General features: G+C 71.5%; 13 protein-coding genes and 1 riboswitch. Of the genes, 9 read left to right on the forward strand and 4 right to left on the reverse strand.

Annotated elements, in window-relative coordinates; translation table 11 throughout:
* Nucleotides 1-123 precede the first annotated feature (123 nt).
* A complete protein-coding gene (locus tag ACIHFD_RS06840; RefSeq protein ID WP_397365940.1) occupies nucleotides 124-1,680 on the forward strand; it encodes a hypothetical protein in 1,557 nt (518 codons plus the stop codon).
* Nucleotides 1,681-1,890: 210 nt separating this feature from the next.
* Here the strand turns inward: ACIHFD_RS06840 and ACIHFD_RS06845 are convergent, their stop codons facing one another.
* From ACIHFD_RS06845 to ACIHFD_RS06855, 3 genes are read right to left on the reverse strand one after another with little or no spacing between them, the layout of a single operon-like run.
* Complete coding sequence (locus ACIHFD_RS06845; protein WP_397365941.1) at nucleotides 1,891-3,573, reverse strand: PH domain-containing protein; 1,683 nt, start codon at nucleotides 3,571-3,573, stop codon at nucleotides 1,891-1,893.
* Entirely contained in the window at nucleotides 3,570-4,070 is a 501-nt protein-coding gene (locus tag ACIHFD_RS06850) for a PH domain-containing protein (RefSeq protein ID WP_350728948.1), read from the reverse strand. The genes ACIHFD_RS06845 and ACIHFD_RS06850 overlap by 4 nt, the downstream gene beginning before the upstream one ends.
* Nucleotides 4,067-4,294, reverse strand: coding sequence for a hypothetical protein (locus ACIHFD_RS06855; RefSeq protein ID WP_350728950.1), 228 nt, complete (start codon nucleotides 4,292-4,294; stop codon nucleotides 4,067-4,069). Before ACIHFD_RS06855 ends, ACIHFD_RS06850 begins: the two co-directional genes overlap by 4 nt.
* Nucleotides 4,295-4,399: 105 nt before the next feature.
* On the opposite strand from ACIHFD_RS06855, the gene ACIHFD_RS06860 reads away from it, so the two are divergent.
* Nucleotides 4,400-5,611 carry a sensor histidine kinase gene (locus ACIHFD_RS06860; RefSeq protein ID WP_397365942.1) on the forward strand — a complete coding sequence of 404 codons (1,212 nt, stop codon included), beginning with the start codon at nucleotides 4,400-4,402 and terminating at the stop codon, nucleotides 5,609-5,611.
* The gene (locus ACIHFD_RS06865) at nucleotides 5,608-6,255 is read left to right on the forward strand and encodes a response regulator (RefSeq protein ID WP_397365943.1); all 648 of its coding nucleotides are present in this window, start codon (nucleotides 5,608-5,610) and stop codon (nucleotides 6,253-6,255) included. The genes ACIHFD_RS06860 and ACIHFD_RS06865 overlap by 4 nt, the downstream gene beginning before the upstream one ends.
* Here the strand turns inward: ACIHFD_RS06865 and ACIHFD_RS06870 are convergent, their stop codons facing one another.
* Nucleotides 6,256-7,317, reverse strand: coding sequence for a phosphotransferase family protein (locus ACIHFD_RS06870; protein ID WP_397365944.1), 1,062 nt, complete (start codon nucleotides 7,315-7,317; stop codon nucleotides 6,256-6,258).
* 144 nt (nucleotides 7,318-7,461) lie between these two features.
* On the opposite strand from ACIHFD_RS06870, the gene ACIHFD_RS06875 reads away from it, so the two are divergent.
* The 6 genes from ACIHFD_RS06875 (at nucleotide 7,462) to ACIHFD_RS06900 (ending at nucleotide 14,863) form a co-directional block, all read left to right on the forward strand.
* Nucleotides 7,462-8,784, forward strand: coding sequence for an NYN domain-containing protein (locus tag ACIHFD_RS06875; RefSeq protein ID WP_397365945.1), 1,323 nt, complete (start codon nucleotides 7,462-7,464; stop codon nucleotides 8,782-8,784).
* Between the two features lie 131 nt (nucleotides 8,785-8,915).
* A complete protein-coding gene (locus ACIHFD_RS06880; RefSeq protein WP_350728958.1) occupies nucleotides 8,916-9,890 on the forward strand; it encodes an NlpC/P60 family protein in 975 nt (324 codons plus the stop codon).
* 394 nt (nucleotides 9,891-10,284) lie between these two features.
* Nucleotides 10,285-10,449, forward strand: a riboswitch (cyclic di-AMP (ydaO/yuaA leader).
* A 73-nt stretch (nucleotides 10,450-10,522) separates the two neighbouring features.
* On the forward strand, nucleotides 10,523-11,038 hold the full coding sequence (locus ACIHFD_RS06885; protein WP_397365947.1) for a C40 family peptidase: 516 nt from the start codon (nucleotides 10,523-10,525) through the stop codon (nucleotides 11,036-11,038).
* A 323-nt stretch (nucleotides 11,039-11,361) separates the two neighbouring features.
* Nucleotides 11,362-12,168 carry a hypothetical protein gene (locus tag ACIHFD_RS06890; RefSeq protein WP_397365948.1) on the forward strand — a complete coding sequence of 269 codons (807 nt, stop codon included), beginning with the start codon at nucleotides 11,362-11,364 and terminating at the stop codon, nucleotides 12,166-12,168.
* Between the two features lie 269 nt (nucleotides 12,169-12,437).
* Nucleotides 12,438-13,709 carry a M48 family metallopeptidase gene (locus ACIHFD_RS06895; protein ID WP_397365949.1) on the forward strand — a complete coding sequence of 424 codons (1,272 nt, stop codon included), beginning with the start codon at nucleotides 12,438-12,440 and terminating at the stop codon, nucleotides 13,707-13,709.
* A 32-nt stretch (nucleotides 13,710-13,741) separates the two neighbouring features.
* Nucleotides 13,742-14,863 carry a glycosyltransferase family 4 protein gene (locus ACIHFD_RS06900; RefSeq protein ID WP_397365950.1) on the forward strand — a complete coding sequence of 374 codons (1,122 nt, stop codon included), beginning with the start codon at nucleotides 13,742-13,744 and terminating at the stop codon, nucleotides 14,861-14,863.
* The last annotated feature ends 1 nt before the right edge of the window (nucleotide 14,864 follow it).

Consider the following 14,864-nt stretch of genomic DNA (forward strand, 5'->3'; position numbering starts at 1 on the left):
CCGTTCGAAGTGGGCGCCGTCGGGGAGGGGCCGCTGCCAGAATGGGCGGGAGTGCTGCAAGTACCTTGCAAGGGGGATGACTAGCATGTTTCCCCGCAAGTCAGGGCAACCCCAGGAGTCCCAGTGAACCCCGGCAGCGAGTGGGAGCCGTCCACCACCCCGTACCAGGTGCCGGGCAGGCGCTTCGAGCCGCCCACCCAGCCGCCCAACCAGCCACCGACCCTGCCTCCGATGCCACCGCCACCGCCGCCCCGGCGGCCCGCCTGGCTGCTGCCCACGCTGGCCGCCGCCATCGTGGTGCTGGTCGCGATGGGCGGGGTGGGCGCGTACTTCGTGGTCAGCAAGGTCTCGCGCCCCTCCCAGCCGCCCGCGGCGCAGAGCGAGCGGCCGTCGCGGGCCGCCTCCTCGGCGCCCGTCGGCCTGGACGTGTGCGCCATGCTGTCCGCGGAGGAGGCCGACCGGCTCGTGCCCGGCGCGACCGTCACCAAGGACTCCAGGGAAGGCGATTACACGGTCTCCTTCACCTGCAAATGGGAGAACCGGCGCATCTCGTTCGGCGAGTTCTGGCGCAGCAGGGAGATCGACGTCCGGATCGAACAGCACAAGGCCGACGGCGCCAAGACCGGCAGGTCCATGGCGCAGAACTCGTACGAGGTCGACTACGGCGGCGACAGGTACGCCGCGACCGCCAAGCCCTCGCTCAAGCCCGACGAGAAGGAGTACGTCTCCCCGATCAAGGAGATCCAGGGCGTCGGTGACGCCGCGCACGCCCAGTACACCTGGCGTCGCAGCGGCAAGCTGCTGTGGTACTCCTACGGCCAGGCCAACGCCCGGGTCGGCGACATGACGATCGAGATCAAGTACCAGGCGGGCCAGCAGCGCAAGGATGCGGAGATCCTGACCAGCGAGACCACGCAGTCGATCACCGAGGACAACGCGATCCGCGAGGTGAGCCGGCTGGCCGGCTTCTTCGCCAAGGGCATGGCGGCCTGGCAGGCGCAGCACCCGAACGTGCTGGCCGAGCCGGAGCCGTCGCAGGCCCCCGCCTCGCCGAGTGCGAGCGCGAGTGCGAGCCCCGAGCCCTCGCCGACCGTCCTGGCGGCCTTCCCCGGAGAGTGCGGGGCCGTGACCGAGGTGGCCACGCGGCTCGTGCCCGAGCCCACCACCAGGGCGCGCGGCACCGAGGCCGGCTCCGACGCCCAGACCGAGTGCCGCTGGCTCAACCTGGACGTGCCCGGGGCGGGCGAGGGGATCAGGAAGATCCGCAGCGTCCTGATCACCGTGCGCCGGTTCACCAACCGGGCGGGCGCCGCCGACGAGGGCGCGGCCGTGAGCTACTACGCCAGCGAGCGGGGCGGCGACAAGCAGTTCGAGGAGTCGTCCATCGGCGGCATCTCCTGGGGCAAGCTCACCGATCTCAAGGGGATGGGCGATCAGGCGTACCAGCAGTTCATCCAGAACCGGCACAGCCGCGAGGTCTCCGCGTCCACCGGCACGGTGCTGATGCGCAAGGGCCCGGTGGTCGTCAGGATCGACTTCTCCGGCCACCAGCGGCCCGAGAAGGAGCCGGCCACCTCGCCCAAGGTCGTGTTCATGCCGCAGAAGGAGGCGATGGACGGCGTGGTCACCGTGGCCGAGGCGTTCATGGCCCAACTGGCGAAGCAGCCCGCGGGCAGCTGAGCAGACCCGGTCGAGGAGGGGCGTGGCGCCCCTCCTCGGTGACGGCCGCGCGCGGGAAACATCCCCCTGACGGATCATCCTGTCAACGGTTAATGGAGCTGCAACCCGCTTGCAAGCGCGACAAATACCTTTATGTCTTGCAGGACCTGAGCCGCGCGATCACGTTTGTCCAGTACAGGGGCATGGGCAAACCGAGGGGGATCACGCGGCTCACTTCTTTTCCCTGACCAGGAACGGTTCGAGCAGGCCCGGAACCGCCCGCGCCGCCAGCTCCAGGCCGTCGCCGCGGTCCACGTCCACCACGTCGTAGTGGCCCTTGCCCGCGGCGGTGGCGGCGGAGACGGTCAGCAGGCCGCTGCGGCGCTGGAAGTACGACTCGGTGATCGTCCAGCCGGAGACGCCTCTGCGGTCGAGCGCGATCGTCCTGCGTACCACCGCGCCCTGCCTCGCGACGAGGTGGCGGCGGCCGAGCGCGTGGCCGAGGTTTCTGGCGCTCTCCACGGCCAGCCACATCCCGAACGGCAGCGCCAGCGCGGGGATCGCCCAGACGGCGGCCCGCGACCACTGCCACGGCAGCAGCCAGGACGCCAGGCCGGCGGCCGCGGCCAGCACGGCCACCGTCACCAGCGCCCGCACGATCCGCCGCCGCCCGGCCGCCGCCCGATGCGGCACCAGCGCACCCATCCCCAGCCCGCCCGCGCCGGCGTCCGGCCCGGCGGCTTCGCCCGCGTCACGCTCGGTCGCCCGGTGCCGGCCCGGGGCCGTGCCGTGGCCGGTGACGCCCGCCGTCGGCCAGGGCGCGTCCACGGGCGTGGCATGCCCGAGCACATCCGTCCGGGGTGTGGCGGGAGCCGGTGGTGCGGCGGGGATGTTGGCGATCTTGGTGGCGAGGGACCAGGCCAGGGCGCGGGGGAGGGGAGGGGTGAGGGCGGCGGCGTCCTCGGTCTCGTGCTCGTCCGCCTTGCCGAGCCCCGTGGCGATGGTCTTGACGCGGGCCCCGCCGCCCAGCCTCAGCAGCAGCGGCTCGCTGATCTCCACGCCGCGCAGCCTGCGCTCCTCCAGGGTCAGGGACCGGGTGGTCAGCAGGCCGCGGTGGAGGCGGAGGCGGCCGGGCTCGCGTTCCAGCCGGTAACGTCCCCACGACTCGGCGAACAGCAGGACGGCGCCCAGGACGCCGACGGCCAGGTTCACCGCGAGGATCAGCGGGACCGCCACCAGCGGCCGCGCCGTCACCCAGTCCCACAGCCCGTCGGCCGCCTCTGTGACGAGCCTCTTGGCCCCGAACGAGTTCAGCGCCTTGTAGAGCGCCCCGAGCACCAGCGCGGCCCCCGTGAACGACCACAGCGACAGCGGCGCGTACCGGATCCACGACCAGCGCAGCTCCGCCAGCGGCCCGTCGCCGGGCGCGGGCCGCTCGTCCTGGCGCAGCAGGGTACGGCGCAGCGACTCCGCCTCGTGCCTGGCCAGCGGGTCGAGCACGAGCTCGGTCCCCTCGGCCGCGTGCTCGCCCGTGCCCACCTTGACCACGGTCAGGCCGAACACCCGCGCCACCGGGTCGGCCCGCAGGTTCACGCTGCGGACCCGGTCCAGCGGGATCGAGCGGTGCCGGCGGAGAGTGATGCCCGAGCGCAGTTCGAGGCGTTCCCGGGTGAGCCGCCAGCGCGTCGTACGGAGCCTGGCCACGTCATACGCCACCACGGCGGAGACGACCAGCATCGCGGCCGCCGCGCAGACCGCCGCGATCCCGCCGATCGGCCAGTCCCGGCTCGTCAGGAAGCGCAGGAGACCGGCCACCACGCCGGCGACGATCGCCAGCGACTTGACCGCCGAGGCCAGGAGGCTCCGCCCCGCCAGCCGCCGCCAGCCCTCCCCAAGAAAGGGGTCGTCGTTCACGTGGCGTCCCCCGGCGTGGCCTGGGTGAGGGCGGTGAGGCGCTCGGCCAGCTCGGCCGCCACCGCGTGGTCCAGCGCCTCGATCTTGATGGCCCCCGCGGAGGAGGCCGTGGTCACCGTGACGTCCGCCAGCCCGAACAATCGCTGCACCGGCCCCCGCGCGGTGTCGACCCGCTGGATCCGCGACATCGGCGCCACCCGCCAGGTGTGGGTCAGCCACCCTTTACGGGTGTAGACCGCCTGGTCGGTGACCTCCCAACGCTCCACCCGGTAGGTGGCCCGCGGCGCCAGGACCGCCAGCGCCACGCAGCCCGCCGCGAAGAGCGCCACGCACGCCCCCAGCCAGACCGGCCGCGAGGTGAGGATCCAGTACGCCGCCACCGCGGCGGCGGCCACCGGCACCAACAGGATCAGCCCCTGAACGGTCCACCAGGCGACCGCCCGCGGATCGGCCTGGTTGCGCGGCGGCCGCAGCCCGGCCGGCGTGCCCGCGTTCATCTGCCGCTCTCCGCGTTCTTGCCCGAGTCGACCACGGCCAGCAGCACGAACCCGAGCACGCCGATCACGATGGCCGCGAACACCTCGTAGCCCTCCAGGAACGGCAGCCGGTTGACCACCAGCAGGTCGTGCGCCCACCGCCACCAACCGAACAGGGTGTTCAGCAGGCCACCCACTCCCTGCAGGAGCAGCAGCCAGCCGAGCAGCGTCAGCACCATTTTCATGGTCCCCAGCGTCGTCCACGGGTCACGGGGGCCGCGTCGGCCGTAGGTCTCGCGCGGCAGCTACTTTGGTCGCTGTCGTCGTACCCTCGGCAGGGCCTAATGTCGATGAACGTGACGCACGAATACCGGTGGGCGCTGCCGTCGGTGCTGCTCGGCGACGGCAGGGAGGGCGGCCGGGTGCGCCGCTCTACCCGCGACTGGATCGTCGACATCGTCATGTTCCTGCTCGCGTGCGGCATCACGGTCATGACCCTGCCGGAGCTCCAGGACGAGCCGGAGCCGCTGCAGCTGCTGGAGCAGGTGGTGGGCGCGCTGTCGTGCGTGGCGGTGTGGCTGCGGCGGCGCTGGCCGGTGGGGTTCGCGCTGGTGGCCACCCTGCTCTCGTCCTATCTGGAGCTCGCCGGCGGGGCCTCGGTCGTCGGGCTGTTCACCGTGGCGGTGCACCGGCCGTTCAAGGTCTCCGGCCCGGTCATGCTGTTCTCCCTCGTCACGCTCGTGCCCTTCATCCTGCTGCGGTACCACACCGACGCGGAGCGCGGCGAGATGGTGGCCTTGTCCCTGGCGCTGATGCTGACCGTGTTCGCGTGGGGCGTCGTGGTCAGGGCCCGGCGGCAGCTCGTCTGGTCGCTCAGGCAGCGGGCCGACAGCGCCGCGGAGGAGGCCAAGCGGCTCGAACGCGAGCGCATCGCCCGGGAGATGCACGACGTGCTCGCGCACCGCATCTCCATGCTCAGCCTGCACGCCGGCGCGCTGGAGTTCCGGCCGGACGCGCCCGCCGAGGAGATCGCCAGGGCGGCCGGGGCGATCAGGACCAACGCCCACCTGGCACTGCAGGACCTGCGCGAGGTCATCGGCGTGCTGCGCCACGCGGGGCCGGGCGGCGACGACGACCCGGTGCCCGACCGGCCGCAGCCCACGCTCGCCGACCTGCCCACGCTGGTCGAGGAGTGCCGCCACGCGGGCATGGACGTCCGGCTCGACCTGCGCGCCGGCGGCGACGCGCCGGAAGGGCTCGGCCGCAACGTCTACCGCATTGTCCAGGAGGCGCTCACCAACGCGCGCAAGCACGCGGGCGGGGCGCCCGTGGCGGTCGCCGTCTCGGGCACGCGGGGCGAGGGGCTGTCGGCGGAGGTGCGCAATCCCGTGGGGGTACGTCACATCCCGTACATCCCGGGCGCCGGGGCCGGGCTCATCGGGCTGACCGAACGCGCCGAACTGGCGGGCGGGCGGCTGGAGCACGGCGCGACACAGGACGGCGAGTTCGTGGTGCGCGCGTGGCTACCCTGGCCGGTGGAGACGACTCGGGAGGACGCATGATCAGGCTGCTGATCGTCGACGACGACGCGATGGTGCGGGCGGGGCTGTCGATGATCCTGGGCGGCGCCGAGGACATCATGATTGTGGCCGAGGCCGGCGACGGGTCCGAGGTGCCGCCGCTGGTGGCCGAGCACCGGCCCGACGTGGTGCTGATGGACATCCGCATGCCCGGCGTCGACGGGCTCACCGCCACCGAGGCGCTGCGCGGCACGTCCGCGCCGCCCGAGGTGGTGGTGCTGACCACGTTCCACGCCGACGCGCAGGTGCTGCGGGCGCTGCGGGCGGGGGCTGCGGGGTTCCTGCTGAAGGACATCGCGCCGGGCGACCTGGTGCAGGCCATCAGGAAGGTGGCCGCGGGCGAGCCGATCCTGTCGCCCGCGGTGACGCGGCAGCTCATCACGCACGTGTCCGACGGCGCGGCGGGAGACCGTACCTCACGGGCGAGGAAGCTGCTCGGCCGGCTCAGCGAGCGGGAGCGGGAGGTGGCGCTGGCCGTGGGGCAGGGCAGGTCCAACGCCGAGATCGCGCGGGAGCTCTACATGAGCGTGCCCACGGTCAAGGCGCACGTCTCGCGCATCCTGTCCAAGCTCGACCTCAACAACCGGGTCCAGGTCGCGCTGCTGGTCTACGACGCCGGCACGTAGTCAGCGGGTCAGGAGCTCCTCGATCGTGGCCCGGTGCAGCACCAGGTCGTCGGGGTCGTCGGGCCTGGGCTGCTCGCCGAAGTGGATCCGGCGCTGCCACACCCTGGCCATGACGATGCCGTGCCGGAGCGCCGCGTACATCTCGTAGAAGTCCATGTCGCGAGGCTCGTACCCCGTTATTTCCCGATATTTCCTGCAAACGTCTTCGCTGCGCATGAAGTCGGGCATGCCAGGAAAGCCTGCAGAGACCGTGATGTCCTGGAAGAAGCGGTGGAGGAAGATCATCCAGGACAGGTCCAGCTCGGGCGGCCCCACCGCGGCCATCTCCCAGTCGAGCACCGCGACCGGGGTGAAGTCCCTGAACATCATGTTCCCGATCCTGGCGTCGCCCCAGCACAGCACGTCCGGCCCGGGCTCCTGCGGCCAGTGCGACTCGAGCCACCGGAAGGCCCGGTCCAGCACCGGGATCGGCCGCTCGCCGTGGGCCCACTCGTAGTAGCCCCGCTGCGCCTCGACGTGCGCGCGCAACCCGGCGGCCCCGAACGGGGCCAGCTCCGCGGGCGTGAACTCCGCCCGGTGCAGCGCCGCCAGGACCGCCACGCCGGCGTCCTGCAGCCTGCGCTGGTCCGCGGGCGCCGCGTCGAGCAGCCAGCTCCCGAACGTGTACGGCATCACGTCCGGCGGCACGTCGCCGTCCTCGCGCTCCATGACGAGGAACGGCGTGCCCAGGTGTTCCGGGTCCGGCTCGAACCAGAGGGCCCTGGGCGCTGGGATCCCAGCTTTCTGCCTGGCCAGGCGCATGATCTCGAACTGCGCCCGAAGATCGTACGAGGGGAACACGGGAACGGCTTCTACCGCAGGTGCGAGCCTGGCTACGCAGCGCGTTCGCCCTTCGTCCCAGGTCGCGGTGAAGAACAGGGTCTCGCTGGACATGCCGTTCTCGGCGGGCCTGGACACCTCGGACACCGAGGCGCTCGCGCCGACCCTCCCGCGCAGCCAGCGGGCCAGGCTGTCGCGCAGTTCCACCAGGTCACGGGTGGAGGTGCGGATCTCTTCTGCCATGGTCGGCCTCCTGGGTGAACACCCGTCCCGGCTCAGTCGTATATCCCCAACCAAGCGCTTGTCTAGAGAGAGGTGGCCGTTACGGTCAGGTACGCGGCAGCCGTACCCTTGTCTGAAAGGGCATGTCACGAAGGGACAAGTGGGATGAGTTCAGCGGGTGAAGGCCTGTCTCGCCCGCTTCCCGAGCAGGTGCGGCTCAATGTCGTCGATCTGGCGTCCCAGGTCCTCGGGACGATGCCCGCTGCCTCCATACCGCCGCCCCTTCGCGGGATCGCCAAGTTCGACCCCCGAAAACGCGCCAAACTCGGCAGCGCGCCCATCGCGGCGCAGCTCGAGAACGACAAGAAGTTCCGCGAGCTGGTGGCCGAATCGGTGGAGGCTGGCTGGCCCGAATTGGTGGCGTCCCTGGCCGAGGGGAATGTCCCACCGGCCGCCGACCCCGTGCTCGTGGCCGCGGCCGCCTACCTCACCCGCCCGCCCGGCTGGGCGGAGATGATCGAGGTCGCCCGTACGGACCTGGTGCAGTCGGCCGTGGCGGCCGAGGGATCGGAGCGCGAGGAGGCCGTCAACCGGCTCCGCGAGCAGCTCGCCGCGCAGAAGACCGCCGCCAAGGAGGAGGCCGATCGGCTGCGCGAGCAGATCAGGGCGGCCCGCGCGGAAAATTCTGATTTGAGGCGCAAGCTCCACGACGCCCGCGAGCGGGCCAAGGGCGCGGTGCAGCGGGCCGACGAGATGGAGCACGCGGCGGAGGACGCCAGGTCGGCCGCCACGGCCGCGGGCACCGCGGGCGAGTCCGAGCTGCGGCGGCTGCGCGAGCGGCTGGCCGATGTGGAGAAACAGCTGGAGGCCTCGCGCCGGGCCGCCCGCGAGGGCAGGAGCATCGAGGACGCCCGCATCCGGGTGCTGCTCGACGCGCTGCAGGACGCCTCGGCCGGGCTGCGCAGGGAGCTCGCCCTGCCCACGATGATCAGCCGGCCCGCCGACTCGGTCGCCGCGGTCACCGGCGAGCGGCCCGGCGTCCGGGGGGTGCCCGCGCGGGCGCTGGCCGACGACGACCCGCAGCTCCTCGACCAGCTCCTAGCCCTGCCGCAGGTCCACCTGATCATCGACGGCTACAACGTGACCAAGACCGGCTACGGCACGCTCACCCTCGCCGACCAGCGCACCCGGCTCATGACCGGGCTCGGCGGGCTGGTGGCGCAGACCAGGGTCGAGGTCACCGTCGTGTTCGACGGGGCCGAGCTCAACTCCCCGGTGCAGGTCGTGGCGCCGCGCGGGGTGCGAGTGCTGTTCAGCCAGCCGGGGGAGATCGCCGACGATCTGATCCGCCAGCTCGTACGCGCCGAGCCGCCCGGCCGGGCCATGGCCGTGGTGTCGTCGGACCGCGAGGTGGCCGAGTCCGTCAGGCGGATGGGAGCCAGACCCGTTCCGTCTGGCTTGCTGCTGCGCAGGCTGGGCCGGGCCTAGATTACCTGCACCCCTTACGTGCGGATTTGCCGCGCTGTGCCAGGGATATTACGAATTGGGCGGATAACGTGTGACCTCACCCGCCACTTCTGTACTATTCGCCCCAGATATCATCCCTGGGAGGCGACACAGTGAGGTTTGGCAGGGTGCCGGTGGCCGCGGGTCTCGCGTTCGGGCTGGTCCTGTCCCCCATGGGAGCCGCCGTCGCTGATCCCCGGCCCACCCTCGGACAGGCCAAGGCCAAGCTCGACAAGCTCAACGACAAGGCCGACAAGGTCGTCGATCGCTTCAACACGGCCACCGAGCGGTACAAGGCCGCCAAGGGCGCCTACACCAAGCTGAACGACCGCTACAAGACCAAGCTGGCGACGGTCGCGGACCTGCGCGCCCAGGTGATCGGCATGGCCGTCGACAGCTACAAGCTCGGCACCGACGTGACCTCCCTGCCCGGCCTGGTGAGCGCGGACCGCCCCGACGACTTCCTGATGAGCCTGGCGCTGGCCGGGCAGCTCTCGCGGGAGCGGGCGGAGAAGCTGGCCGCGTTCGACCGGGAGAACCGCGGGCTGAAGGTCGAACGCGACAAGGCGGAAGAGGCGCTGGAGGCGGCCGACCGGGAACGGGACGGGGTCGAGAAGGAGCGCTCGGAGATCATGAAGCTGATCTCCGAGCAGAAGAAGCTCCTGAAGAAGCTGGGCGCCTACAACCCCGGCAACCCGAACAGCGTCGGCATCCAGTACACGGGCCCGGCCTCGGGCAACGCCGCCGCCGTTCTGCGCTTCGCCTTCGCCCAGGTGGGCAAGCCGTACGTGTTCGGCGGGACGGGTCCGGGCGGCTGGGACTGCTCCGGCCTGACCCAGGCGTCGTGGCGCGCCGCGGGCGTGTCGCTGCCGCGCACGACCTGGCAGCAGTGGGCCTGGGGTGCGAGCCGCAAGGTCTCACTGAGCGCCCTCCAGCCGGGGGACCTCATCTTCAGCTCGAGCCTGGGTCACGTCAGTATCTACGCCGGCGACGGGAAAATCGTTCACGCGCCGCAGACGGGCGACGTGGTCAAGGTCGTCAAACTCTCGGCGTACGGCGGCCGCCTCGTGGGCGCCATCCGCCCGTAGCTACGACGCCGGATCGTTGATCGCATCAGCCGAACGAGGTTCGGCTGATGGGCGATGGGAACGATCCAGCGCGCCTGACGAGTCGCAACAAGTGTGACAAACGCGACATTTGGGGCCTGACAAACGGGCGCGAAAACAAATGTGAGCAGCGTCACATTTTGGTAACGGAACCTGGTGTTCCAGCAGGGATTTCCCTCCTTACTGACTCCACTATCTGATCTTTACAAGCGATGTTCCGCTTTGCCGATCCTTGACCCTTCGGCGTAGCTTCTGGCGACGTCGCGGTGAACAAGCCATGTCCCCCGCGAACCCGCACCGGTCCCTCCCGGTGTGAGACAGATAAAGATCCGCTGGTCAACCGCCCAAATGTCCCCATATCAACACATTGGTCGGGACGGTTGGCCTGCCGAATCCGTGCAGCCAGGAGGCACGGAGCCGGGGACCCAGCGATCCCAGTTCCCCAGGGATCAGGGGGTGAATCGGCGCGCACATCGCGCCGTAGGGCGACTTCCAGGCCCGAATCCGTCAGCTAACCCGGTAGGCATTCGTGGAAGAGTCAAGGAGAAATCCTGTCTACCTCCCTGCATAACCCCCGTCTGTCCCGCATTGCCCTGAGTGGCGTAGCGCTCACGATGACCGTGACGGCCGGAGGTGCGATCCTCCATGCCCCAACGGCTCAGGCGGCCACGACCGATTCGGCTTCGACGACCAAGGCGGCCGCAACCGCCGGAACCTCGAAGACGACCTCGGCCGCGGCGCTGAGGGCGGCCAAGGTCGCCCGTCAGAAGGCGAAGGCCAGCAAGGCCGTCGCCGTGGCCAAGAACCAGGTCGGTGACCCGTACCGGTACGGAGGCACAGGCCCTGGTTCGTTCGACTGCTCCGGCCTCGTCCAGTACGCCTGGAAGAAGGCCGGGGTGAAGCTCCCACGCGTGGCGGCCAGCCAGTTCGCCCGCACCAAGAACAAGGTCTCGTGGCGGAACCTCCGTCCCGGCGACCTGATGTTCTTCAGGGGGCTCGGCCACGTGGGCATGTACGTCGGCAAGGGCAAGATGGTCCACTCGCCTCGGACAGGCGAACGGGTACGCATCGACAAGCTGAGTGAATGGCGGCGGGCGTCGTTCGTCGGCGCTGTTCGTCCCGGCATGTGAAGAAGCCCCGCCCGGCTCCTCCGGGCGGGGCTCTCCCATTGTTACTTTCATTTTTTACGGCGGAGCACGGGCGGCACCACCCGCCGCACATCCCGGCCTCGCGCACGTGGCCGCACAGGCCCACAGCCGCCCAACCCACGGCCCCTCGGCGACACGGCTCGCGGGCCAGGCTCCCCGTCCGGTGGCGCGCGGTGTGCGGTCCTCTGGCGCGCAGCCACCGCATGCGGTGCGGGTGGACGGCTCTCACGGGCGCGCGGTTCGGGGTGCGGAGTGGCCGGTCATGGGCCGGCGGGCGGCTACGATCGGGCATCGTGTCAGGGCAGGTGAGTCGGCGGGCTGCGATCGTCTCCGTCCTGCTTCTCGCCGCCGCCCCCGCCAGCGCCCCCACCCCCGATTCCCCCATCCTTCCCGCCGAAGTCCGCGGCCTGTGGGGTGACGGCGAGGTCGTGGCCCGTGGGGCGCGGTCCGTGGTCGTCGGCCGGCACACCGCACCCGCCGAGCTCGGCGACATCGCACGGAGGGCTGATCGGGCGGGGCAGCGGGTGTCGGCCGTGCTCGGAAGGTCAGTACGACCGCTCGTAGTCGTTCCCTCGTCCGCCGCCGAGGCGGCCGGGCTGGCCGGGGTGGGGCGGGTCGACGGGCTGGCGGCGGTGGCCGATCGCGGGCGTGTGATCATCGTCCCCGAGTTCTTCGCCAGGCTGAACTCCACCGGCAAGGACGTCGTACTCACCCACGAGCTCACCCACGTCGTCGCCGGCACCGACCGCCTGCCCCCATGGCTCTATGAGGGGTTCGCCGACTACGTCGGCTACCGCGACTCCGGCCTCCCCGTGAGGACCGCGGCCGCCGAGCTCGCCGCCGAGGTGCGGGCCGGGAGGCTGCCGAGGGAATTGCCCGGACCTGCGGCTTTCGCGGCTGACGGGCGGGACCCCGTCCGGCTCGCCCGGGCGTACCAGGAGGCTTGGCTGGCGTGTCGCTTCCTGGCTGACCGGTTCGGTGAGAGGACGCTGGTGAGGCTCTACCGTGACGCCCGCGCGGGCGGCGTAGACCGAGCACTCGCCGCGCTCGGCCTCTCCGCGGCCACGCTGACGGCACGGTGGCGCGACTACGTGCGAGACCAGCTCGCGTGAGGGGGAGGCAGATGAGCGAACGGCGGAACGTGGACGACGCGTCGCAAGAGGCGTCGAAGGAGGGTGAGGAGGCCGGAGGCGCCGCGGCTCTGAGTGGCGAGGCGCGCGGTCACGGTGAGAGCGCGCCAGTAAAGGGGGAGGGCGTCAGCCCGGTGTCCGGGGGTGGCGCGTCCGTGAAAGGGGAGAGCGCGGGTCCGGTGTCCGGCGGTGGTGTGTTCGTGAAGGGGGAGAGCGGCGGCGGAAGGCGGGGGCATGGTGAAGGTGTGTCCGTGAACGGGGGAGGGCCGCCGGAGCCCGACGGCGAGCGCCGGCTGAGGCGGCAGGCGGCGGTGGCGGCCGTGCTGCTCGGCCTGGTGATCGCGGCCGTGGCCGCCTTCAGCACCCCCTGGCACCTCCTGACCTCCGGACCACCCGACCCGGCCCGCGACTTCACCGCCGCGCAGATCGCCAGGTCCGAGGCGTTCGACGCGGCCAGCACCCTGCCCGCGTACCTCTCGCTGGCCCTCACACTGATCATCGCCGGACTGCTCGTCGCCACCCCGCTCGGCGTGAAGCTGGTGGCGTGGCTCAAAGGCTCCTGGTGGGTCCGCGTGGTGCTGGGCGTCGTGGTCATCACCCTCTTCACCCAGCTGGTCAAGCTGCCGATCGCCATCTGGGGCGAGACCCTGCTGCGCGGTTATGGCCTGTCCATCCAGACCTGGGGGTCCTGGGCGAGCGACCGGCTGAAGAACATCGGCGTCGACGCGTTCATGCTCAGCCTGATGCTGCTGGTGCTCGTGGCGCTGGCCCGCAAGTTCAGGCGGTGGTGGATCCCGGCCGCCGTGGGCGCGTTCGCGCTGACGGTGCTGGCGTCGTTCGTCTACCCGGTGGTGTTCGAGCCGCTGTTCAACGACTTCACGACCATGCAGCAGGGCCAGCTCCGCACCGAGCTCCTGGACATGGCCAAGCGGGACGGCGTGCCGGTCGAGGACGTGCTGGTCGCCGACGCCTCCCGCAGGACGACGGCGCTGAACGCCTACGTGTCCGGGTTCGGCGCCACGCGCCGCATCGTCGTCTACGACACGCTGCTCAAGGCTCCGAAGGCCGAGGTCGAGCTGGTAGTGGCGCACGAGCTGGGCCACGCCAAGACAGACGACGTGCTCTACGGCACGTTCATCGGCGCCCTGGGCGCCGCGCTGGGCGCGATCCTGCTGTTCTGGGTGTTCGACCTGGTACGCCGCCGCACCGGCGTCACAGGCCTGGGCGATCCGCGCGCGGTCGGCGCGGTCATAGGCCTGATGACCTTCGGCTCGCTGCTCATGAGCCCCGCCGAGAACCTGATCAGCCGCCACATCGAGGCCAGGGCCGACCTTCATGCGCTGGACCTCACGCACGATCCGGCCACGTTCATAGCGATGCAGAAACGCCTGGCAGTCACCAATATTTCCGACTTGTCGCCGGATGCGGTGGAATATGTGCTCTATGCGTCCCATCCTTCCAGCCCCGAGCGCATCGCGATGGCCCGTGCATGGGCCAAGCTGAACGGCGTCCCCGTGCAGTGACACGTGCGGTGACACGTGCGGTGACCCGTGCGGTGACAAGCGCGGCGGCCGGCGCGACGCCGGGTGCGGGGCCCAAGGTGCTCGTCGTCACGAACGACTTCCCGCCCAGGCCGGGCGGCATCCAGTCGTTCGTGCACGGCCTCGCGCTGCGCACGCCGGGCGTGGTCGTCTATGCGCCCGCCTGGCCGGGCTGCGAGGAGTTCGACGAGCTCCAGCCGTTCCCGATCGTGCGCCATCCGACGCGGCTCATGCTCCCGACGCCGGCCGTCGCCCGCAGGGCGGCGAGGCTGGTGGCCGAGCACGGCGCGCAGACCGTGGTGTTCGGGGCGGCGGCGCCGCTCGGGCTGCTCGCCCCCCGCCTGCGCCGGGCGGGGGCGCGGCGCGTGGTGATGCTCACCCACGGCCACGAGGCGTCGTGGGCGAGCGCGCCGGGCTTCCGCGCCGTGCTGCGCAGGATTGGCGAGCACGCCGACGTGGTGACGTACCTGGGCGAGTACACGCGCGGCCGCCTGGTCGCCGCAGTCCCGCCGGGCAAGCTCGTACGGCTGGCGCCCGGCGTGGACGTCGGCCAGTTCCGCCCCGACGCGCCCAAGGCGGAGCTGGGCCTGGACGGCAGGCCGGTGGTCGTGTGCGTGTCGCGGCTGGTGCCGAGGAAGGGCCAGGACCAGCTCATCAGGGCCTGGCCCCGGGTGCTGCGCTCGGTGCCGGAGGCGGTGCTGCTGCTGGTCGGCGGCGGCCCCCACCGCGGGACGCTGGAACGCCTGGCGGCGGGGCGGGAGTCGATCAGGTTCACCGGCACGGTGCCGGCCGCGAGCCTGCCCGGTTACTACGCCGCCGCCGACGTGTTCGCGATGCCGTGCCGTACCCGGTGGAAGGGGGTGGACGTGGAAGGGCTCGGGATCGTGTTCCTGGAGGCGTCCGCCACCGGGCTGCCGGTGGTGGCGGGCGCGTCCGGCGGCGCGCCCGACGCCGTGCGGCCCGGCGAGACGGGGCTGGTCGTGGACGGCGAGGACCCGGCCGAGGTGGCCCAGGCGATCGTCGAGTTGCTGACCGACCCCGACAAGGCCCGCAAGATGGGCGCGGGCGGCCGTGACTGGATCGTCCGCGACTGGGCGTGGGAGCACGTGGCCGCCCGCTTCCGCACCCTCCTCTAGC

This window comes from Nonomuraea sp. NPDC051941 (assembly GCF_044593615.1).

Coding starts and splice junctions, on each gene's coding strand:
- ACIHFD_RS06850 (WP_350728948.1), bottom strand. CDS start 4,070: ATGAACGCGGGCACGCCGGCCGGGCTGCGGCCGCCGCGCAACCAGGCC.
- ACIHFD_RS06855 (WP_350728950.1), bottom strand. CDS start 4,294: ATGAAAATGGTGCTGACGCTGCTCGGCTGGCTGCTGCTCCTGCAGGGA.
- ACIHFD_RS06860 (WP_397365942.1), top strand. CDS start 4,400: ATGAACGTGACGCACGAATACCGGTGGGCGCTGCCGTCGGTGCTGCTC.
- ACIHFD_RS06865 (WP_397365943.1), top strand. CDS start 5,608: ATGATCAGGCTGCTGATCGTCGACGACGACGCGATGGTGCGGGCGGGG.
- ACIHFD_RS06870 (WP_397365944.1), bottom strand. CDS start 7,317: ATGGCAGAAGAGATCCGCACCTCCACCCGTGACCTGGTGGAACTGCGC.
- ACIHFD_RS06875 (WP_397365945.1), top strand. CDS start 7,462: ATGAGTTCAGCGGGTGAAGGCCTGTCTCGCCCGCTTCCCGAGCAGGTG.
- ACIHFD_RS06885 (WP_397365947.1), top strand. CDS start 10,523: ATGACCGTGACGGCCGGAGGTGCGATCCTCCATGCCCCAACGGCTCAG.